The organism is Hyphomonas pacifica, assembly GCF_000682675.1.
GTDB lineage: Bacteria > Pseudomonadota > Alphaproteobacteria > Caulobacterales > Hyphomonadaceae > Hyphomonas > Hyphomonas pacifica.
Genome location: NZ_AWFA01000013.1, coordinates 41,726 through 61,969, shown reverse-complemented (window position 1 = coordinate 61,969; position 20,244 = coordinate 41,726). Strand labels below are relative to the sequence as shown.

The window sequence follows — 20,244 nt, the reverse complement described above, 5'->3', positions numbered from 1 at the left end:
GCCACCAGCATGGCCAGCATCAGATATCGAATCAAAGACCTCTCTCCACGCCATGCTCAGGTGCCATGCACTGTAGCGCCTCTTCGGAACATGACCAGACACTACGCCCGGCCGCGTCCCGCCGCATGCCCCCAAGGGGGGATGAGGTGAAACTAGGCTGTGGTCACCGGGCGCAGATGGGGCAGCATGTGCGGCACATAATCCGCCTTGCCCAGATCCACCCCGGCATTGCGCAGAATGGCGTAAGCCGTGACCGCGTGGAAATGAAATTGCGGAATGGCCCAGTCGCGCACAAAGTCTGCACCTTTCAGCTCAAACATCATCGCATTGGGCAGGGTGACAGAGATGACCCGCTCTTCCGCGCCGTCAAACTCTTCCGGCTTTACATCGTCCAGCATCGACACGGTACGCGCGATCAGGGCGACCATCTCGTCCATCGTGTCGCCGGACTCCCACATCTCCACCTCATCGCCGCGCAGACGCCACACGGTCTCGCGTGCCTGCAGGGAGATGAACTTCACCTGCATCAGCAGGGGAAACATGTCCGGTGCCAGGCGTTTTTGCAGCAACTCGTCCGTAGACACATCATTTGTCTCGCCCCAGGCCGCAGCCTTCTTCAGCTGCCCGGCAAGCGCCAGCAGCATCTGTTTCGGGGCCGTCACGACCAGATCATGAAGGTTCATGTCGTCTCTCCCAATGCCCGCCAGCCAATGTCGCGGCGGCAGAAGCCTTCCGGCCAGTCGATGGCGTTCACGCCGGCATAGGCGCGCTCCACGGCCTCTTTTAACGTCTCGCCGCTGGCCGTCACGTTCAGCACGCGTCCGCCATTGGCGACCAGCACGCCGCCCTCATCCATGTCCGTGCCCGCATGAAATACGGTGACGCCCGGCAGATCGTTTGCCGTCTTTACGCCGCGAATGACCGAGCCCTTGGCATAGCTGCCCGGATAGCCTTCCGTGGCCAGAACAATCGTCGCCGTCGGCTCGAACCGGTCCAGCTCCAACAGCGCCTCGAACGCTTCTTCATTACCTTCCAGCCCCCCCGTCGCCGCACCCAGGATTGCCGGCACGATGTCGCCTGAGAGGCCCTTCATCAGAACCTGGCATTCCGGGTCTCCGAAGCGGGCATTGAACTCCACCACTTTCGGGCCGTCCGCCGTCACCATGATGCCAACATACAGCACGCCTTGATACGGCATGCCGTCGCGCTTCATGCCTTTCAGCATCGGCTGCACGATCTCTTTTTTCACGCGGGCGAGGATCTCGTCGGTCACCACCGGGGCCGGGGCATAGGCGCCCATGCCGCCCGTATTCGGGCCGGTGTCGCCATCGCCGGCGCGCTTGTGGTCCTGCGCGGCAGGCAGATAGACCGCGCCCGTGCCGTCCGTAATCACGAAAATGCTGGCTTCCTCGCCATGCATGAATTCCTCGATCACCAGCGTCGCGGAGGCATCGCCGAACTTGCCGGACAGCATCTCGTCAATCTCGGCGTCTGCCTCTTCCAGCGTCGGGGCGATCACGACGCCCTTGCCGGCGGCCAGGCCATCGGCCTTCAGCACATAGGGCGCATCCAGCGTGCGCAGGTAAGACTTGGCCAGCACCGGATCGGTGAACTCGCCATAGGCCGCCGTCGGCACGCCATATTCCTTCATCCGCGCCTTGGAGAAGGCCTTGGAGCTTTCAAGCTGCGCGGCCTGAGCACTGGGCCCGAACACATCGAAGCCGCGCGCCCGCAGCACATCGGCCAGGCCCGCCGCCAGCGGCGCTTCCGGCCCGATGACCACCAGGTCCGGCTCCACCTGCAGGGTCAGCTGCACAAGCTTGTCGATGTCCGTCACGGCCACATCAAAACAGGGGCCAACATCATCCATGCCGGGATTGCCCGGTGTGGAATGCACCATGTCCACCAGCGCCGACTGCGCCATTTTCCATGCCAAGGCGTGTTCACGCCCGCCCGATCCGATGAGAAGTATGTTCATGAGGCCGGTTGATGCGCGGGTCCGCGCCGGAGATCAAGCCTGTATGCGCGCCTTTGATGCTCTCAGTGGCCTTTGATAAGCCCTGGGGCGCCGCGAGCCCCCTCGCCACTCCGGGAATAATTGCCGCATTTTCCCCGCTATCCGAACGGTGCCGGGTAATATTTTTCCTATCTGATCAATGCACCGCCCAGCTTCGCCCTCCATTTCCGCCCGGCCCAATCCTGCGCAGAGCCGCGCCCTGCATTCTTCCGGACATGACCTATCGCCCCGCCCGCCATATTGTCAGCCTTGTCCGCTTCTGGTGGGATGCGATCGGCTATCTGGCCGGGTCCGCACAAGCGCGGCTGGGCCTCTATCCCGCTCCGGTAAAGCCCTTCCTGCCCCGCAAAACGCATGGCGAAATCCGCAATCTGCTCGCCTTTATTGAGCCTGTCCTGCGCCGGGTCTTCTTCCTGCAGGCGCTTGAGCTTGGCACTCTGCCAGCGCCCGCCCGCAGGTCCGGCCCCGGCACGGCCCACTTCCAAACAGACCCTACCGGCCCCGCGTCAGCCCCCTCTCGCCCGGCCTTTCCCATCCCGCACTTCCGCCTGACCGAGCCGCAAGACGGCCTTAAGCGCGCCAGCACACCTCCGCCATCAGCCTTCCGCACAGGCCCCCGCATCCGGTTCCTGGATGAGGACACGGCCGTAGATCTGCGCGACTATCCGTCCACGCCGGATGACCTCATTGCGTCCGGACCGCTGGTCCGCCGACTGCTCGCAATTAACCACGCGCTGGATAATGCCGCGTTTTACCTTACAAAAATGCGCCGTCTTCTGAGCGGTCCATCCCGACCGGTCCAGCGGCTTGACCCGGCCGTATTCTACGCCCGCCATCTGAAGTATTTGCAACAGGATGCGGCCCTTGCCCTCCATGACGAAACCGCTGAACTGCGCTGGCCGAACACATCCTGAATCCGCCCCCAAACCAGCCTGTCTCCGCGTGAGTGCCCTGCCCTCACGCCCTTTGTGCTGGTTAAGGCTTTCTTACTGCCCGATTTGAAAACCTGCCCCCCGCTTTCACCGTGGAGTTATCCAGATATGCGAGTGTGCGCGCGAACCGTAATAGGCCGCATCCGGCCTTCTCTGGGGTGGGAAACATGTATCTGGGTAAACTTTCCAAACTCTTCGCAACCGCCTGGCACCAGGCGCGCACGCGTGAAGACGGCAATGTCGCCATCATTTTCGCAATGTCGGTCATCCCGATCTTCCTGCTGATGGGCTTCGCCATTGACCTGCAACAGGTCAACACCAGCAAGAACCGTGTCCAGCATATCATCGACAGCGCGGTGATCGCCGGGGCCCGCGAGATGCAGGACGGCAAGAACGACACCGAGATCAAGAACTACATCAAAAACTATATCAATTCCTCCCTCCTCGCCACAGGCATGGGGGGATGTCAGGATCCTGTCTCGACAATATCCAACGCCACCCAGGACATTTCCGTCAGGGTTCTCTGTAGCCAGGACACAGCGATCATGCAGCTGGCTGGCGTGGACCACATCAACTATGCCGTCTCCTCTGCTTCGGTTTACGGTATCGGCAAGGTGGACGTTGCCTTTGTCTTCGACACATCCGGCTCTATGGCCGGTAGCCGGAACGAAGCCCTCAAGGATGCTGCCGAACTGGCCGTTCAGGTGCTGCTGCCTGATGATTCCACGCTGATCGATACCGGTGATGTTCGCATCGGCATGGTCTCATACTCCTATGGCATGGATGCCGGTCCATACTTCACGCCGGTCACGGGCAAAAACCGGATCCGCACCTATGAGGACACCTATTACGAAAACGTTCCGGATGGCGGGCACTATGAGAGTGTTTGTAACTGGTGGGGGTGCAGGAACATATGGGTCACAGACTTTAGATTGGAAGAGCGCACCACGACCACGACGATCAACAATACCTGCGTCAAGGAACGCCTCGGCAGTGAAGCCCTTACCGATGCAGCCCCTGGACCGTTCGCCTGGATCGAAGCCACTGGCGCAACCTATAATGAGTCCCGTGATCGTTGGACCCCTGACCGTGCGTGCAACTCGCCGCCGCCCGTCGCGCTGACCTCCAACAAGACACTGTTGAATACCTATATCCAGAACCTGCCTGCCAGCGGCGGCACCGCCGGCCATCTCGGCATCGCCTGGGGCTGGTATCTGATCGCGCCGGAATGGAAGTCCATCTGGCCCGCCACCTCCAAGCCATGGGATTATGCCGAACCCGATACCGCCAAGGCCATGATCCTGATGACAGACGGGGAATTCAACGCCCAGTACAACACCAGCAATGGCAACTCGTTCGGCCAGTCCAAAAAGCTGTGCGATGCCATCAAGGCTCGAGGCATCAAGATTTATACTGTTGCATTCCAGGCGCCGAGCGGAGGCAAGGCCATCCTGAATTATTGCGCCAGCGGGCCCGATTTTGCGTTTGAGCCGGAAAACGCTGACGAGCTGAAAGATGCCTACACGAATATCGCCCAGTCCATTTCGGACTTGCGTATTCGTTACTGATCCGCGGGGGGAGGGGCGAAGCCCCCTCCCTTTAACACCTGCCTATCGACCTTGCCGTCCCTGTCCCTCGGGGCGCGGTTGGGTGAAATAGCTATATTAAACAACAGACTTTCTCCTTTAGCCGTATTCTTCGGCACGCAGTGCGGCTTGATCAGGGTTATGGACAAGCTAACAGAATAGCTGGTATTATTCTCGCATTATGCGGCGTCCCAGAACGCCTTAATATTGATTGCGGGAGCCCCCCCTTATGGCGCGCACTAAACGCCCAACTGCTCCCAGTCCGGCAGCTAGCCCCCCGATAGTATCGGCCTCGGAAGGTTCCTGGCTCGGTGCAATTATTCAGTCTTCCTCAGACGCCATCATCTCGACGGCGCTGGACGGCACCATTGCGAGCTGGAATCCAGCCGCAGAGCGTGTGTTCGGCTACAAGCCTGAAGAGATGATCGGCCGCTCCATCCGCGTGCTGATTCCGGCGGACCGGCAACAGGAAGCAGATGACATCCTGTCCAGCATCCGGGTTGGCAAGACTGTCCGCGATCACGAAACCATCCGCCTCCACAAGGATGATCGCAAGCTACGCATCATGGTCACGATTTCCCCTATCCATGATGATGAGGGCAAAATCGTCGGCGCCTCCAAGATTGTGCGGGACATCACCAAAGAATATGAAAGCCAGCAGCAATTGCAGGAAAGCCAGGAACGGTTCGAAGCTCTTGCAGACAACCTTCCCCAACTGGCCTGGATGGCTGACAAGGAAGGCCTGATCTTCTGGTATAACAAGCGCTGGTATGACTATACTGGAACAACTCTGGATGAGGTGAAAGGATGGGGCTGGCAAAAACTGCACCATCCGGATCATATCGACCGGGTCACGAAAAGCCTTCAGCATTCCTGGGACACAGGCGACCCATGGGAGGAAACCTTCCCCTTGCGGGGCGCTGACGGCAAGTTCCGGTGGTTCCTCTCGCGCGCCATGCCCGTGCATGACAGGAATCGCAACCTGGCCCTGTGGTTTGGCACGAATACCGACATTACAGAGCAGAAACGTCATGAGGAGCAGATCCAGTTCCTGATGAACGAGGTCAATCACCGCTCCAAGAACATGATCACGCTGGTCCAGGCCATCGCCCGCCAGACGGCCAGCACGCACGAAGACTTCATGCCTCGCTTTTCAGAGCGAATGCAGTCTCTTGCCTCTAGTCAGGACCTTCTTGTCCATTCCGGCTGGCGCGGGGCGCGGGTGGATGAGATCGTCGATTCACAGCTGGCCCACTTCAAGGATTTGATCGGAACCCGGATTTTCCTGAAAGGCCCGCATGTGCGCCTCACATCGGCCGCCGCCCAATCCCTGGGCATGGCCCTGCACGAACTAGCCACAAATGCCGGAAAGTATGGTGCCCTGTCCAATGACACCGGCACGGTTACGATTGAATGGAAAGTCCTGAAGAACGGAACCGGCAAGTTCGACATTACCTGGAGTGAACAGGGCGGCCCGCGTGTCACGGTGCCTGAACGGCGCGGCTTCGGCTCCACCGTAATCGAGAAAATGGCCCGCATAGCCTTTGGCCAGCCTGTAAATCTGGAATTCCTGCCAGAGGGTGTGAGATGGCATCTGCGCAGCATTGATGACCGCATCTTTGAGGACGATTTCCAGCACACGGAAAAATATCACGATACAGATGAAATTGTGACACCTGCCCAGGTGACAACATCTGCTTCGCAGGCTACCGAGCAGCGTACGCGCATTCTGGTTGTGGAAGATGAAGCCATCATCGCAATAGATGTCGCCGCGGCGCTTGAAGATTGCGGCTATGAAGTGATCGGCCCGGTCGGCTCAGTCTATGAGGCGCTGCAATTGCTGGACAATGTGCAATGCCACGGCGCGGTCGTTGATGTAGACCTTGCGGGCGAGACAGCAGACCCGATCGCTGAGCGCCTCATGAATGCGGGTATTCCCTTCGTCACAGTCTCGGGCAGCTCACGTGACGCGGCGGGCAAAGCCTATGAAAGCAGCCCGTTCCTGACGAAACCGATTCTGACCCAACGACTGATTGCTCACATGACCAATCTGCTTACGGAACATGCCGCCGCCCACCGGAACTGATCTGATACCACGGGCGCAGTGAATTCAGGCGTCGTCAAAGATCGAAATGGAAATCGGGCTGCGCACTGTTAGCACCAGTCCGGTGTCGCGGAAGTCCCGCGTGACCTTCAGATTGGGCAGCATGTGGAACAGGATGCTGCCAAAGCCCTTGCGGGATGGCGGACGTACGCCTGTCAGGTCGCTTTCTTCCCATACGACCACCAGATGTTCGTCCTCAATATACCAGGTAACATCCAGCCGCCCGTCCGGCTGGCTGAAACAGCCATACTTGCTCGCATTCGACGCCAGTTCATGAATGATCAGTGCACCATCCTTGGTGGATTTCAGGCTCAGCGTAATGTCCGGACCGCTTAGGCAATAGCGGGAATCATCGCGCCGTGTCACGGCCCGGATCTCCTCTTCCAGCAGATGCCTCAGCGGCAGACCATACCAGTCATTGGTCGTCAGCTTTGAATAGACCCGACTCATGGAGACGAGGCGGTCATTGAACTCGTCAATGAACCCGTCCAGGTCACTCGCGACCGAACCAGAGATTCGGGCCGTAGCCATGATGACGGAGAACATGTTCTTGATCCTGTGGGCCAGTTCATTCGACATGATCTCGTTCTGGCGCTTCAGCTCAACACGGTCGGTCACGTCTTCGCAGCGCTGGACAATGTGGGTCACAATCCCTTCAGCCCCCCGGAAGGGCTTTTGCACCCATTGCCAGGTGCGGACATGGATTGAGCCATCCGGATGTTCCAGCTCATAAGGATGTTCGGCCAGATAGGTCAGTTCGCCATCAAATGTACTCCGGAAGGCCTCCTCCACCTCCGCCCGCTTTTTGGGCTCGTGATAGAAAACGTCGAAAAAGTACCGGGCATTCAGGTCTTTCCACGCTTTCCCCATGATCCGCAAATAGGCGCGATTGGCGTAAACGAAGCGGAATTCCCGGTCCAGAACCATAAGGGGCTGGATCCATTGGTCGGCTGCCTGGACCAGGTCAAAACCGCCTGTTCCCGCTGTTAGAGGAAGCGTGTCTGCCATCCTTCAGTCCCCCTCCGAATCCATGCGCCTATATTCTGCCCGCAAGGAGTTAAGCGACTATGACCATGCATCGAAAGGTAGAGACGCATTCGGCCTCTTGCCCCAGCTGCCAACCGCGTCCAAAACAGGCAGATGCCAACACCGCCAACCTCAAATGACGCCGCCCTGTCGGTTTCCGATCTCGCCGCCAGCCTGAAGCGGACGGTTGAGACCAATTTTGACCATGTCGTCGTGCGCGGAGAGCTGGGCCGCGTCACCATTGCCCGATCCGGCCACATGTATTGTGACCTGAAAGACGAAAAGGCCGTGCTCAACACGGTGATGTGGAAAGGCCAGGTCGACCGTCTGCCCTTCCGGCCGGAAGAGGGGCTGGAGGTGATCGCCACCGGGCGTCTCTCCATTTATGAAGGTCGCTCAAACTATCAGATGCTGGCCTCCTCCATGCGCCCGGCGGGCGCTGGCGCGCTGATGGCCCTCTTGGAAGAGCGCAAGAAGAAATTCGCCGCCGAGGGCCTCTTCGCGCCCGAGCACAAGAAAAAGCTGCCCTTCCTGCCGAAGACGATCGGCGTGGTGACCAGCCCCACCGGTGCGGTGATTCGCGATATTCTGCACCGAATCCGCGACCGCTTCCCCGTCCGCGTCATCGTCTGGCCCGCGCTTGTGCAGGGGGATCAGGCCGCCGGGCAGATCACGGCGGGCATCCAGGGCTTCAACGCCTTGACCGGCGCTGACCGGCCTGACGTCCTGATCGTCGCCCGCGGCGGTGGCTCGATTGAAGACCTCTGGCCCTTCAATGAAGAGAACGTTGTCCGCGCGGCCTTTGAGAGCGAGATTCCGCTGATCTCCGCCGTTGGCCACGAGACGGACACGACACTGATCGATTATGTCTCCGACGCCCGCGCGCCCACGCCGACCGGCGCTGCCGAAATTGCTGTGCCGGTGCGATCCGAACTGTTGCTGCTGACCGGAGAGCATGGTGAGCGCCTGAAGCGCGCCCTGGCCCGCCGCACGGGACAGGCAAGGGACAAGCTGGCCGCTGCCCGTCTGCCGCGCCCGGAAATGCTGTTGCAGACCAAACGCCAGCGGCTGGACTATGCCAGCGGGAATTTGCCGAAAGCGGCACTGGCACTTGTCCAAAAGGCCCGCCTGCGCCTGTCTCGACAATCGCTGAGTCCGGCCAGCCTGCGCGGCGAAATCCGGTCTTCGAAACAGCGCCTGCGTGACACGGCGGTGCGCGCCCGCCCGGCCCTGATGCGCCTGATCGACAGCCGCAAGACGGCGCTTGCCAACCAGGGAAAGCTGCTGGAGACATTGTCCTATCAGTCCACCCTGAAGCGCGGCTATGCAATTGTTCGGGATACAGATGGAAACCTCATCCGCTCGGCTGGCGTGGCGGCAAAGTCCTCCGCCTTCAAGGTCAGCTTTGGGGATGGCGATGTCATGGCCCGGCCGGATGGCAGCGCGCCGCCACCCTCGCCCTCCGCGCCAACGCCCGCCCCGAAAGCGGAGAAACCCAAGCCAAAACCCGCACCCAAGGGCGATCAGGGCAGCCTGTTCTAAGCCGCCCTTTCCAAATATCAGACTGACTGGGTCCGCACTGTCTTCCGGCGCTTCGCGCGCGCCTTGAATTTGCGCCACCAGATCAGGATGTCTGTCACGCAGAGCATGAAGAGCGCTACTCCGGATACAAATATAACCGCCCGCCCGACACCGCCGAATGCCTTTACGGATATTCCGCCTTGGCCGCGCCAAGCCAGGTCTCTGGCGGCAAGGCCGGGTTAATGACCTCCACTTGCCTCAGATCCGGATTCAGCCAGCTGCCCAGCTCTTCATAATAGACGACCGCTGAGCCCGTGATCGCCATCAACGCCAGCCACAAGGCCGCAAACAGGCCAAACCAGCGGTGCCAGAAACCCAACAGCGGCCGGACCCGAAAGCCCGGCCGCCGGATGCTGGAGATCAGCGACAACCTCATCAGAAGTCGTAGCCGATCGAGATGCGAACATCGCGTCCCGCCTCATAGACGCCAGCAATGACTTCCCAGCCGGGGATGGCATTATAGTCGGCCACGCTGGCATGGTCGCGGTAAAGCTCGTCAAACAGATTCTGTACACCGACATTCAGGCGCAGACCCGGCATGGCCTCCGGACGCCATTCGGCATAGATATCTGTAACCGTATAGCCCGGCTTGTCGACGGTTTGCAGGGAGTCGATCCAGCCCAGCTCCACCGCCCGGTACAGCACGACAATATCGTTCAGATCTTCCACATGGCGCACATTCAGGCCCAGATTAAGCGTGTCGGTAGGCATCCAGGCGATATTGAAGTTCCACTGGTCGCCGGATGTGTTTGCCAGGCCGATTTCCTCATAGCCTTCGACATCATGACCGTTCAGCTCTGAATCATAAGCGGTGTAGAAGAGGTCAGCCGACAGGCTTTGCCAGCTATAGCCGAGGCGCAGTTCGACACCTTCCGTTTCAAACTCGCCGACATTTTCATAATAGGTGGAATCCTGCGGCGCGCCGAGGCCGCCCAGCTGGTCCATGATCACATCATCAATCTTCATCGAGAACACAGATGCCCCAGCGCGCAGCTGGCCATTGTCATAGACGAGACCGGCCTCAGTATTGTCGACGCGTTCGGGGTCGAGACCCGGCTGCAGGCGCAGGCGGCCCGGCTGCTTTTCCAGCGTGAAGGAATCGCCGACTTCCTTGCCGCGGAAGGCCTGCGCATAGCCCGCGGAGAGCGCAAGGTCTGGCGTCAGGTCATACAGCACGCCAATGTTTCCGCTGAAGCCGTCGCTGGAGGTTTTCTCATCATAGGTGACGAGGTCCAGTTCATAGGAATCATACCGGCCACCGGCGCTGAGCAGGAATTTGTCCGTCAGCTGAAAATGCCCCTGAATATAGCCGGCCCAGAGCTTTCCCTCTTCCCTGAACGCGCCAATATTCGGGTCCCACGCCCAATCCTGCCAGACGGAATCTTCGGCCTGATACTCACTGGAGACGGTGTCGTTGCGATGCTCAATACCGTAGACGAGACGGTGTGCACCGAACTTGCTGGTATTGCGCAGGTCAAAGCCATAGGTTTCCAGATCGCCACCATACATGCCCCAGCGGTCGAAGCGGTTCTGCTGGAATTCGGAGGTCGTGTAATAGGCCGTCGCATCCATGTTCAGCATGTCGCTCAGCTCGTTACGGTAATTCCCGACAATCGTTTCGCGCACGGCTTCCGAGGGGAACAGCGTATCGTTTTCCAGGGCCGGCCAGTTTGGACGTGCACTGAAATCCCCCTCTTCTTCACGCCGCTCATAACTTACGGAGACATAGTGATCCGGCGCAAGCTCGCCGGACAGTTTGATAAAGCCCAGCATCTGTTCGGCCGCAGTGGCGTAGAGCGTGTCGCCATCGCCATCCTTCATGTTATCGCGGTCAACATAGACGAGCGAGCCGAGGAGATCCCAGTTCTCGGTCAGCTTGCCATAGCCGGTCAAGCTGGCCTTGTAGCCGTCATTGCTGAACCAGCTGCCGCGAACCATGCCGCCAAACCGCTGGCCATCTTCCAGCAGGTCACTGGCACTCTTGGTGCGGAAGCGGATCGCCCCGCCGACTGCGCCAAAGCCTGCCGTCGCCTCGCCCGCGCCAGCCTGCAGCTCAACCCTTTTCAGGAGTTCCGGTTCGATCTGTACCCGGCCGATATGGTGGAACAGGGTGCCCGTCTGCGGCGCGCCATCCACCGTGACATTCAGCAGCGTATCTTCCAGGCCGCGCACATAAACCTTCTGCGCAATGCCGATAGAACCGCCGACAGAGACAGAGGGCGTCTGGCGGAAAATGTCTGCCAGATCATTGGCTTGCGTCTTCTCGATCTGGTCTGCATCAATCAAGACGTTCGTCGTTTCCCCGACCACGACGACCACATCCTCGATCAGCTCCGCATCATCCGCGCCCTGTGCCGCTGCACCCATGGCCAGCGCCATGACAGCCGCCCCGCACAAGATTGTACCCCTCAACATTCAGTCTGCTCCTCAACTTTTAGTCACTCATTCGCGGCCCGCGCCTAACAGGCCGCAAAAGTAACTGCAAGTGATAATCAGTCTCAATAAGTGAGGTGTTTTGTCCGAGCCGGAGATCTTCCGTCAGGGCAGGCCTGCTCTTTGGCAGAACACAACGGCGAAACGCCCTCCGCTGCATTCACTACAGGAGAGGGCGTTTTCAGCCCAAATGCTGTTGCAGACCAAACGCCGGCCAGGGCAAGCTCGTCCGCTCCGCCGCCTCGGCGCAGGCCAGGGTGAACGGAAGGAATCGAGGCAGGGCCTCCCTCTACGCACAAATACGAGCTTGCCAGCCCGACACGGAATCGCTACCTCAGCCTCATGCACAGACACGCGATCCCCCTGCAGCAACAAACCCGGCACATTCTGCCGGCGCGTGCTTGTGCCTGGCGACTGCCTGACTGACGCGCACGTCTGACAAGCAATCGACCCGACAAGCCCCGCCACCCCGGCGGGGCTTTCGTTTTGGTCCCGCCATAAAACAAGGAACTGAAACAATGAGCTTTGAAACTGACGCCGACATCGCCGCGCTGACGGCGGCCTTCCGCGCCCGCACCCTGCCGAAGGAGAAATGGACCCATGCCGCCCACTGGGCCGCCGCCCTCTCTCTCGTCGCGGAGGATGAGGCCGCGGCCTTCCGCGACATGCCGGCCATTATCCGCGCTTATAATGAATCCGTCGGGGGCCGTAACACTGACACCGAAGGCTATCACGAAACGATCACCCTCGCCTCCCTCCGTGCGGTCGCCCATGCGCTAAGCGGCGCGCCCAAAGGCACGCCGCTCCACGTGATCCTGTCGGATCTGCTCGCCGGGCCCTGCGGGCAACCGGACTGGATTCTCTCCTATTGGAGCCGGGAAAACCTGTTCAGCCCCGAAGCCCGCCGCGAATGGACCGCGCCGAACCTGCAAGCTCTGCCCTGGTAGGGCCTTAGCCTTTGATGTCTTCTTGCAGAACCGTCATCTGGAACTGGTAAGAGGTCTCGCCCTCATCAACATCCTTGTAGACAACGGCCAGAAATTCAGCGCCGAGATAGCACTCAACGGAATCGTCTGTCTTGTCGCGGGGTACCAGGCGCAGGCCCGGATGCAGTTTTTCTTTCAGGTACGCCTCAAGACGCAACGTTTCTTCGCGCTCCATTACGCGGCTCCTTTTGTTCGGTGTTCGCGGCGCAACCTAGAGATTTTCGGTGCCGTTGCAACCGGTCTGCCTGCAATCAGGCCATGTGCCTGATATAGGGCGGTCGTCTCAGCTGTCACGCGCAGCAGCAAAACCAGCCCTGCCCCTTGTCGTCGCCCCTCACTCCGTCACTCTGCGTGGGGACGCGGGCGTTTGGCGACGTCCGGGCGCTGGGCCAGCAGCCTGGCCTGGCCGACCCAGTCATCGCGCTCAATGCGGCCCTTGAAGTGCTCCAGCTTGCCATCGACCCATTCAATTTCGTCTTCGCCCCATTCGGCGACCTGCCAGAAATAGTAGACGCCGATATCGTTCAGCAGCTCGCACAGCATCGGGCCGACGCCATTGATCAGCTCCAGATCGTCACCCTCCCCGAAGGCGGCTTCGACCAGAAGGTTTGCCTTGTCATCCGGGCGCATGGCGGCCTCGACCGGATCGCCTGTGGTGACTTCAGGCGCAGGCGGCTTCGCCGGAGGGGGTGGCGGTGGCGGAGACGGCGGTGAGGCCGGGGTCTTCTTCTCTGGCAATGTGAAGGTGGGCCCGGACTGTTCGTCATAGACCGGCATCGCGGCGGGCGTGCGGAAAGAGTAGTCGACCGGGTCTGGCCGTGTACGCACGAAATGCGTCAGCGATGACAGCGCATATTCGATGGCATTCAGCCGGTCTTCCACCGCGCCGAGATTCATCCGCGCTTCCATCTTGCGCAGGGAATTTGTCAGGCCCGACAGGTCCGGCTCTCGCAGGGAGAGGACAGATTCCTGAAGGCCTGCTATGCGGCGCTCTAGCGGCGTGACATCCGGCAGGGATTGCAGCTCGCCCCGCAAGGAGGAAATTGCCGTTTCCAGATGCGCGATGCGGATTTGTACGGGAGACAGGTCCACCGGCTCTGGCCGCATTCCGGACACGGTATTCTCCAGCAGCACCAGCTTTGCGTGAACCGCCGCCGTGCCGCCTTCCAGGTCCGCGAGGCGCGTAGACATTTTGCGCATGTCATCAGAGGGGTTGCGCATCTGCTTGTCGATTTCGCGCAATGTTTCAGTGATCGGGCCGAGGTCCGACTTCTGTTCCGACAGAGCGGTGATGACGTTCTCCAGTTTGGAGAGACGTTCGCGCAGGCCATCCACATCTGGCACGCGGAGAGAGGCTAGAGAGGAGGACAATGTCTGTAGACGGATGGTCATGCTTTCATTGTCTGCCTTGCGCTGCGCATCGAGACCTTCGGCAAACTCCGCCAGGCGAGATTCCATCTGGCCGAAATCCTGCCGGATGGGGTCCAAATCCGTGATCGGCACGTCGATGCTTTCAATGGCAAGCTGGATGCTGGCCAGCGCGCTGTGCACTGGGCCGAGGTCCACTTCCGGAATCTCCGGCGGCTTGGGCAGCTCCACACTCATCAGCAGGTTCACGCCATCCTCAATGCGGGAGATGCGGGCGTCCAGACTTTCGAGATGGCCTTCGACTGAGTTCAATTCTGTATTCTTCAGTTCGCCAACAGCGGCCTCAATCTGTGACAGGCGGTCCATCAGCGGAGTGAAGGCGCTTTCCTCACCCTCTGCCGTGAGATGGGCACGCATGCCTTCCACATTTCCGGTGATACCTTCCAGACGATGCGAGACGGTTTCGAGATGCGTGGTGATGGGGGTAAGATCCGGCTGTTCCGGCTTTTCAGGCTGCGGGATCGAAGCAATCTGGGCACCAATACCGCGAAGGCCAGTGTCCAGCTCCTCCCGCGTGACCAGGGCTGGCAGCGCCTCCAGACGAGACTCGAGCCGCGCTTCCAGACCCGAAACAAAGGCCTGCAAATCCGCTCGCGTCGCAGGGGGCGGCAGCGCATCATGCGTGGACCGCTCCAGCATGTCCTCATAGCTTTCCGTGACATCTTCATAGCGGTTTCTCATCCACCAATAGGCCAGCGCTGCGCCCGCAACGGCCGCGAAGATCATGAGTACGAGGATCTGGATAATGAGATACCACATGGTCGTTACTTTCAGAGTCTCAGGAGGAAATCATTCTGAAACACGGATCACCCGTATTTCTATGCGTCGGTTCTGGGCGCGGCCATCAGCCGTCTGATTGGATCCGATGGGACGAGTGGCGCCATAGCCCGCCGCGACAAGGCGTGTTGCCGGAACACCGCGCGCGATGAGGGCATTGCGCACGGCTTCTGCCCGCGCCTGGCTAAGTCGGCGATTGGTCTCGTCGAGACCGGTACTGTCCGTATGCCCCTCAATTCGTAGATTACCGGGGCAGGCGCGCACTGCCTCCGTCACCTCATCCAGCAAGTCAGAGCTGGAGGCATCAATCGCCGCGCTGGAGGAATTGAACTTGATCTGAGCGCCAGACAGCAATTCCGAAAGAGAGGATTCGCAACTCGCCACGGCTTCACGCGCCATGATGTCCACCGCGCCGATCTCTCCCAGGGCGATGGGGGCCAGTGCAATCTCGCGTACGCCCGCGGCATCTGCACCTGGCAGCTCACAGCTAATGGAGAAGCGGTTGGAGCTAAAGCTCGCCACACCGCGATCACAGCGCGTAACGGTATCAATGCCGCGCAGGGCAACAGAGGTGTAGCCCTCCGGCAGCGGCTCATTCGTAATGGTCAGGCTATCACGGATGCTGATCAGGCGCGGCGGGGCGATCTCGGCGCGGGCGGCTTTCAGCACCTCGTCGCGCACATCATTGTCCGGCATGTCACCGTCCAGCGTCAGCACACCGTCGGCCAGGCGGAAAGACCAGCCATTGGGCATGTCTTTTGGCGTCTCGACCGCCTCATTACGCGTAAACCGGTCCCTCACACGGGTGACAGGGCGGGCCGGCCCCAGCAAAGTGCGGGCCTTGGCCTGTCGAACCGCCTGCAGGGCAGACTCGGCGGCCTCTTCAGAGGGCGGCGTGCCTTCCAGAGTGATCCATTGCCCGGAAACGCGCGGGCGGGCCCAGCCAGCACCTGCTCCAGCAAGCGCCTCAATAGCCGCGCGCTCTGCCGACCGCTCAATCACGCCGGAGGCAAATGGCCAGACTGCAAAAAGAACAAGCAGTCCCAAGGCAATAATGGGACCGGCGGCATAAGGCATGAAGGGCAAACGCTCTGCCTGCATGCGGCGCACTTTACGCGTGCGGCGCAGACGGCCTTCGTTTTCCTCCTCATAGCTCACCCGACAGCCCCCTTCTGGAACGTGGAATCACGCTTCGTCCCTACTGAGACGCAAGTCAGAATGGTAACTGAAAGCTAAACAGGCAACAATATTGCGATCCCGAAATGAAACGTCCAGCAAAGCAATAAAACAGTGAATGCTTGTGGATAATTCGTCTGTTGCGTGAATTACTGATCTCGTCGGCACGCAACAGGGGAATATCGCAATTATTTAGACGCTTCGTCGGGAATCGTCTGATCCATTGTTTCAGCCGGATGGCAGCAGGATGGCCCGCTGACAATCTTCGCTGGAACGCCTGCCACAGTGCAATGCGCAGGCACGTCTTTCAGCACCACGCTGCCTGCGGCCACCTTCGCCTCATCGCCAATCGTGATGTTGCCCAGCACTTTTGCGCCTACAGAGAGCAGCACGCCCTTGCCGATTTTCGGGTGACGGTCGCCGACTTCCTTGCCGGTGCCGCCCAGCGTGACGCCGTGCAGCAGAGAGCAGCCATCGCCCACCACCGCCGTCTCGCCGATCGTGATGCCAGAGGCATGGTCCAGCATGACAGACTTGCCGATGCGGGCGGCGGGGTGGGCGTCTACGCCGAACAGTTCCGAAGCGCGGCTCTGGAAGTAGAAGGCCAGTGTCTCGCGACCCTCACCCCAGAGCTGATGCGCGACGCGATAGGTCTGCAGCGCCAGGAAGCCCTTGAAGAACAGGAAAGGCTGCAACATGCCGCGGCAGGCCGGGTCTCGTTCAAGCACCGCCTGCATGTCGGCCTCGGCGGCCTCTACCAGTGTGCGGTCTGCATTATAGGCTTCGGACAGGACATGCCGGATCTGCTGGGTGCTCATCACCGGGCTGCCCAGCTTTTCCGCCAGATGGAAAGACAGCGCCTGGCACAGCGTGGAATGCGCCAGAATCGCAGAGTTCAGATAGCTCGACAGGGTCGGTTCATCTGCTGCAGCGGCACGGGCCTCGAAACGCAGACGGCTCCAGGCAGGCGCGGGGGCGCCGATATCCGGGTTCTCTGGCATGTCGGGGGTCCCTTTCTTTCCCTGATCCAAGCGAGATGGGGGATCACTTCCCAAGTGGCAAGACCTGATCCTTGATTAGCTCGCCGACATTTCCTTGCGATTAAACAGATAGGTGAAGGTGCGCCGTACCGGCTTCAGTGTCGTGATGCGGAAGACCGCTGGCGTGAAATACAGCGCCAACAGGGCTGACCCGGCCACACCACCGGAAATCCCCGCCGCCAGCGGCATCCAGAACGCGTCGCCAGACAGAAGAATCGGCACGAAACCGCCCATTGTGGTCAGCGTGGTGGCCACGATGTGGCGCGTCGCATCGACGACGATTTCCCGCTGGGCGATGACATCATCCGCCATCGCCTCGGGACTGGCCCTCAAGAGAGACAAGACGACGATGGAGCCGTTGATCGCGATGCCGAACAGGCCAAAGCCGCCAATGATCGCATTGAAGCCGAAGGGCAGATTGAACAGCCACACACCGAAAAAGGCGAGACCGAGGGACAGGAAGCCCGTGGTGAGCACCAACAGCATCATGCGGAAGGAGTTGAACACCAGCATGATGGCGCCCGCCATCACCATGACGAGGGGGATGCCGACCGCAGCAAGATTGCCAATGGCATCGCTGGAGTTCTCCGCTTCTCCACCGATCACAATCTCATAGCCTGCGGGCACATGGAAATCGCTGGCCTCAAGGCGTTTTTGATAGTCCTCCAGAACTGGCGCGGGCAGCGTGTACGGATCAAGAAAAGCAAGGATCTGGTTCATGCGCTGTCCGTTGCGGCGTGTAATGACGGCCGTTTCCGGCGTCAGCGTTACTTCGCCCAGCGCAGCAATCGGCGTGCCCGTGCCCTGCCCGACCGCGGCCGAGCGCAGGTCTGACATGCCGGTACGCCGGGACATCGGCGCGATGACCTTCACGGGAAGCTCCTCAGTGCCTTCAAGCACGGAGCCTGCCCGCACGCCTTCCAGTTCGGCGCTGAGGTCTGCGGCAATGTCTGTCAGACGCTCGCCTACAAGGGCGGTGGCCGCTTCATCTGCTTGCAAACGAATGGTCGGTGCGCCGAGTTGCAGCGAGGCGACGGAGTAGGTGACGCCGGGCGTCTGGCTCAGGATCGCGCGGGTATGATCGCCGATCATGTTCAGCGTGTCGAAATCATCACCCATGATACGGAACTCAATTGGTGCATCGGCGGGCGGCCCCTGCTCAAACGGCAAAGCCAGAAACCGCGCGCTGGGGAATTCCTCACGCAGTATGCGCTGTACCTCACCCACGGTCTGGCGCGTGCGCTGATTGCCATCCAGCTGTACCCAGCCAGAAGCAAAGCCCTCAACGCCTTCGGTATTGTTGATGGCATTGTAATAGACACGTGGGGACGGTTCGCCCAGCACCCAAGTGACGGATTTGACGCCCTCAACGGACTGGATCATTTCCGTCGCGCGGCGCACGACACTTTCGGTGTCGGAAATGTCGGCTTCTGGCGCGAGTTGCATCGAGACCTGAAACTGGTCGCGTTCCGTCTGCGGAAAGAATTGTGTCGGCAATTGACCGACCAGGTAAAAGCCGAGCAGCGCCGGGAAAATGCTGAGCACGATGCCCAACGGCGGAAAGCGCAACACGGCCTCAACCGTCGTACGATAGCCATCAGACAGGAAATCGCTGTGCACGCCATCTCGCCACCAACGCCGCGGACGCTTGGCATTGCCGGTTTCCCAGGAGCGCTGGCGGTCAAACCAGCCCGCCATGGCGGGAATGACGGTGATCGAGACGATGAAGGAGGCGGTTATCGAGAACACGACCGACAGGCCGATCATGCCGACAAACTCACCCGCCCCGCCGGGCAGCATGGCAATCGGCGCAAAGGCGAGTGCCGTGGTCAGCGTCGAGGCGGCGAGCGGCGCAGCCAAGTGACGAAGTGATTTACGGATCGCCTCCATCCGCGAAAAGCCCTTGCCACGCAGCTGATCAAAATCATCCACCACGACAATGGCATTATCGATCAGTAGACCGAGCGAAATGACGAGGCCCGTCACCGACATCTGGTGCAGCGGATGGCCGAACACATTGAACAGGATCAGGACGAGGCTGACCGTCAGCGGAATGGCCGTGCCAACCACGATGGCCGAGCGCCACCCCATGGTGATGAACAGCACGACGAACACGATCAGCGCCGAGAACATCAAATTCTTCGCAAGCCCGTTCAGTCGGTCCGTCGTGTAGACACTCTGGTCGAACACGGTTTCAATCTTCAGGCCGGGCGGCGTGTTGGCGGCGTAATCATGCACGATGGCACGGGCATTTTCAGCCCATTTGTCGACGCGCTGATTGGGCGAAATATAGACGCCGATCAGCACGGTACGCTTGTTGTTTTCCAAGGCCTTGCGCGGCAGCGGATCGGCAAAACCTTTCTCGACCCGCGCGACATCGCCCACCCGAACGGCAGAGCCATCCTGGCGTTGCAGCAGCGGCACTTCGCGGATGCGGGCGATGCTGTCGAATTCCCCACCGACCTGCAGGCCAATAGTACCGCCGGAACTTCTGAGACGGCCGGCCGGCGTCTTGCTGTCGGCAGAGGCAATCAGCCCGGCCGCCTGACGGAAGGACAGGCCCGCAGCAGACAGGACCTGCGGGTCTATGACGACGCGCACTTCCTCATCCGGCATGCCGAACGTATCGGTCAGCTCCGTGCCCGGAAGGCGCTGAAAGCGGTCTTCAAGATCCAGCGCCATCCGGCGGATCACGGTCAGGGGCGGCTCGGCTTCACCTTCCCAGGTCAGGCCGATTACCAGAGTGGCTGCACCGACATATTGCCGGTTCACTTCCGGAATACCCGTTCCTTCCGGAAATTCGGAGCGCGCGGTCTCAACCTTTGCCCGGATCAGTGTCCAGGCATCATCGACCTCGGATTCGCTCAGGTCGTCGCGGATCTGCAAGGCAATCTGGGAGAAGCCATTCCGGCTGGCCGAACTGACCTCATCGACTTCCGGCAGCTCCATCAGCGCCGCTTCCAAAGGTTCGGACACCAGCGCCTCGACCCGTTCGGCATCTGCGCCGGGATAGGTCGTCAGAACATAGCCATACCGTTCGATCAGGGTCGGGTCTTCCTGACGACCGAGCGTCAGCATGGCACCAAGGCCGCCCATCAGGACGACGAGAATGGCCAGAACAGCGAGCCGGGGCAGCTTGAAAAAAAGCGTGGACATGA

General features: G+C 60.3%; 15 protein-coding genes. 5 read left to right on the top strand and 10 right to left on the bottom strand.

Annotated features, from left to right (window positions below):
- Nucleotides 1-152 precede the first annotated feature (152 nt).
- Both HY2_RS06110 and purD read right to left on the bottom strand, forming a co-directional pair.
- On the bottom strand, nucleotides 153-683 hold the full coding sequence (locus HY2_RS06110; protein WP_034825732.1) for a DUF1993 domain-containing protein: 531 nt from the start codon (nucleotides 681-683) through the stop codon (nucleotides 153-155).
- Entirely contained in the window at nucleotides 680-1,978 is a 1,299-nt protein-coding gene (gene purD / locus HY2_RS06105; RefSeq protein ID WP_034825730.1) for a phosphoribosylamine--glycine ligase, read from the bottom strand. The genes HY2_RS06110 and purD overlap by 4 nt, the downstream gene beginning before the upstream one ends.
- Before the next feature lie 254 nt (nucleotides 1,979-2,232).
- Here purD and HY2_RS06100 point away from each other — a divergent pair, with 254 nt between their 5' ends.
- From HY2_RS06100 to HY2_RS06090, 3 genes are all read left to right on the top strand, one after another.
- Nucleotides 2,233-2,931 (top strand): hypothetical protein, encoded by a 699-nt coding sequence (locus tag HY2_RS06100; protein WP_034825728.1) that lies wholly within the window; start codon nucleotides 2,233-2,235, stop codon nucleotides 2,929-2,931.
- A gap of 185 nt (nucleotides 2,932-3,116) precedes the next feature.
- Nucleotides 3,117-4,517 (top strand): pilus assembly protein TadG-related protein, encoded by a 1,401-nt coding sequence (locus HY2_RS06095; RefSeq protein ID WP_034825725.1) that lies wholly within the window; start codon nucleotides 3,117-3,119, stop codon nucleotides 4,515-4,517.
- A 247-nt stretch (nucleotides 4,518-4,764) separates the two neighbouring features.
- Nucleotides 4,765-6,621, top strand: coding sequence for a PAS domain S-box protein (locus HY2_RS06090; protein WP_064773882.1), 1,857 nt, complete (start codon nucleotides 4,765-4,767; stop codon nucleotides 6,619-6,621).
- Nucleotides 6,622-6,645: 24 nt separating this feature from the next.
- Here HY2_RS06090 and HY2_RS06085 read toward each other — a convergent pair whose 3' ends face one another.
- On the bottom strand, nucleotides 6,646-7,647 hold the full coding sequence (locus HY2_RS06085) for a sensor histidine kinase (RefSeq protein ID WP_034825723.1): 1,002 nt from the start codon (nucleotides 7,645-7,647) through the stop codon (nucleotides 6,646-6,648).
- A 132-nt stretch (nucleotides 7,648-7,779) separates the two neighbouring features.
- Here HY2_RS06085 and xseA point away from each other — a divergent pair, with 132 nt between their 5' ends.
- Nucleotides 7,780-9,207, top strand: coding sequence for an exodeoxyribonuclease VII large subunit (gene xseA / locus HY2_RS06080; RefSeq protein WP_034825720.1), 1,428 nt, complete (start codon nucleotides 7,780-7,782; stop codon nucleotides 9,205-9,207).
- A 163-nt stretch (nucleotides 9,208-9,370) separates the two neighbouring features.
- Here xseA and HY2_RS06075 read toward each other — a convergent pair whose 3' ends face one another.
- A complete protein-coding gene (locus HY2_RS06075; RefSeq protein ID WP_034825718.1) occupies nucleotides 9,371-9,622 on the bottom strand; it encodes a PepSY domain-containing protein in 252 nt (83 codons plus the stop codon).
- Nucleotides 9,622-11,661, bottom strand: a complete 2,040-nt coding sequence (locus HY2_RS06070; protein WP_064773881.1) for a TonB-dependent receptor domain-containing protein — start codon at nucleotides 11,659-11,661, stop codon at nucleotides 9,622-9,624. The genes HY2_RS06075 and HY2_RS06070 overlap by 1 nt, the downstream gene beginning before the upstream one ends.
- 536 nt (nucleotides 11,662-12,197) lie before the next feature.
- On the opposite strand from HY2_RS06070, the gene HY2_RS06065 reads away from it, so the two are divergent.
- Nucleotides 12,198-12,626 carry a hypothetical protein gene (locus HY2_RS06065; RefSeq protein WP_034825716.1) on the top strand — a complete coding sequence of 143 codons (429 nt, stop codon included), beginning with the start codon at nucleotides 12,198-12,200 and terminating at the stop codon, nucleotides 12,624-12,626.
- Nucleotides 12,627-12,630: 4 nt separating this feature from the next.
- Here the strand turns inward: HY2_RS06065 and HY2_RS06060 are convergent, their stop codons facing one another.
- The 5 genes from HY2_RS06060 to HY2_RS06040 form a co-directional block, all read right to left on the bottom strand.
- Nucleotides 12,631-12,840 (bottom strand): DUF3126 family protein, encoded by a 210-nt coding sequence (locus tag HY2_RS06060; protein WP_034825712.1) that lies wholly within the window; start codon nucleotides 12,838-12,840, stop codon nucleotides 12,631-12,633.
- Between the two features lie 167 nt (nucleotides 12,841-13,007).
- Nucleotides 13,008-14,852, bottom strand: a complete 1,845-nt coding sequence (locus HY2_RS16680; RefSeq protein WP_051594776.1) for a hypothetical protein — start codon at nucleotides 14,850-14,852, stop codon at nucleotides 13,008-13,010.
- 30 nt (nucleotides 14,853-14,882) lie between these two features.
- The gene (locus HY2_RS06050) at nucleotides 14,883-16,028 is read right to left on the bottom strand and encodes an OmpA family protein (RefSeq protein WP_034825710.1); all 1,146 of its coding nucleotides are present in this window, start codon (nucleotides 16,026-16,028) and stop codon (nucleotides 14,883-14,885) included.
- Nucleotides 16,029-16,234: 206 nt separating this feature from the next.
- Nucleotides 16,235-17,047, bottom strand: coding sequence for a serine O-acetyltransferase (cysE, locus tag HY2_RS06045; RefSeq protein ID WP_034825709.1), 813 nt, complete (start codon nucleotides 17,045-17,047; stop codon nucleotides 16,235-16,237).
- Between the two features lie 75 nt (nucleotides 17,048-17,122).
- The gene (locus tag HY2_RS06040; RefSeq protein ID WP_034825708.1) at nucleotides 17,123-20,242 is read right to left on the bottom strand and encodes an efflux RND transporter permease subunit; all 3,120 of its coding nucleotides are present in this window, start codon (nucleotides 20,240-20,242) and stop codon (nucleotides 17,123-17,125) included.
- Between the last annotated feature and the right edge of the window lie 2 nt (nucleotides 20,243-20,244).

Bases quoted from the DNA above. Each gene is read 5' to 3' on its own strand.
- HY2_RS06075 (WP_034825718.1), bottom strand. From the start codon at position 9,622: ATGAGGTTGTCGCTGATCTCCAGCATCCGGCGGCCGGGCTTTCGGGTC.
- HY2_RS06100 (WP_034825728.1), top strand. From the start codon at position 2,233: ATGACCTATCGCCCCGCCCGCCATATTGTCAGCCTTGTCCGCTTCTGG.
- HY2_RS16680 (WP_051594776.1), bottom strand. From the start codon at position 14,852: ATGTGGTATCTCATTATCCAGATCCTCGTACTCATGATCTTCGCGGCC.
- purD (WP_034825730.1), bottom strand. From the start codon at position 1,978: ATGAACATACTTCTCATCGGATCGGGCGGGCGTGAACACGCCTTGGCA.
- HY2_RS06090 (WP_064773882.1), top strand. From the start codon at position 4,765: ATGGCGCGCACTAAACGCCCAACTGCTCCCAGTCCGGCAGCTAGCCCC.
- HY2_RS06060 (WP_034825712.1), bottom strand. From the start codon at position 12,840: ATGGAGCGCGAAGAAACGTTGCGTCTTGAGGCGTACCTGAAAGAAAAA.
- cysE (WP_034825709.1), bottom strand. From the start codon at position 17,047: ATGCCAGAGAACCCGGATATCGGCGCCCCCGCGCCTGCCTGGAGCCGT.
- xseA (WP_034825720.1), top strand. From the start codon at position 7,780: ATGCCAACACCGCCAACCTCAAATGACGCCGCCCTGTCGGTTTCCGAT.
- HY2_RS06085 (WP_034825723.1), bottom strand. From the start codon at position 7,647: ATGGCAGACACGCTTCCTCTAACAGCGGGAACAGGCGGTTTTGACCTG.
- HY2_RS06040 (WP_034825708.1), bottom strand. From the start codon at position 20,242: ATGTCCACGCTTTTTTTCAAGCTGCCCCGGCTCGCTGTTCTGGCCATT.
- HY2_RS06065 (WP_034825716.1), top strand. From the start codon at position 12,198: ATGAGCTTTGAAACTGACGCCGACATCGCCGCGCTGACGGCGGCCTTC.
- HY2_RS06070 (WP_064773881.1), bottom strand. From the start codon at position 11,661: ATGTTGAGGGGTACAATCTTGTGCGGGGCGGCTGTCATGGCGCTGGCC.
- HY2_RS06110 (WP_034825732.1), bottom strand. From the start codon at position 683: ATGAACCTTCATGATCTGGTCGTGACGGCCCCGAAACAGATGCTGCTG.
- HY2_RS06095 (WP_034825725.1), top strand. From the start codon at position 3,117: ATGTATCTGGGTAAACTTTCCAAACTCTTCGCAACCGCCTGGCACCAG.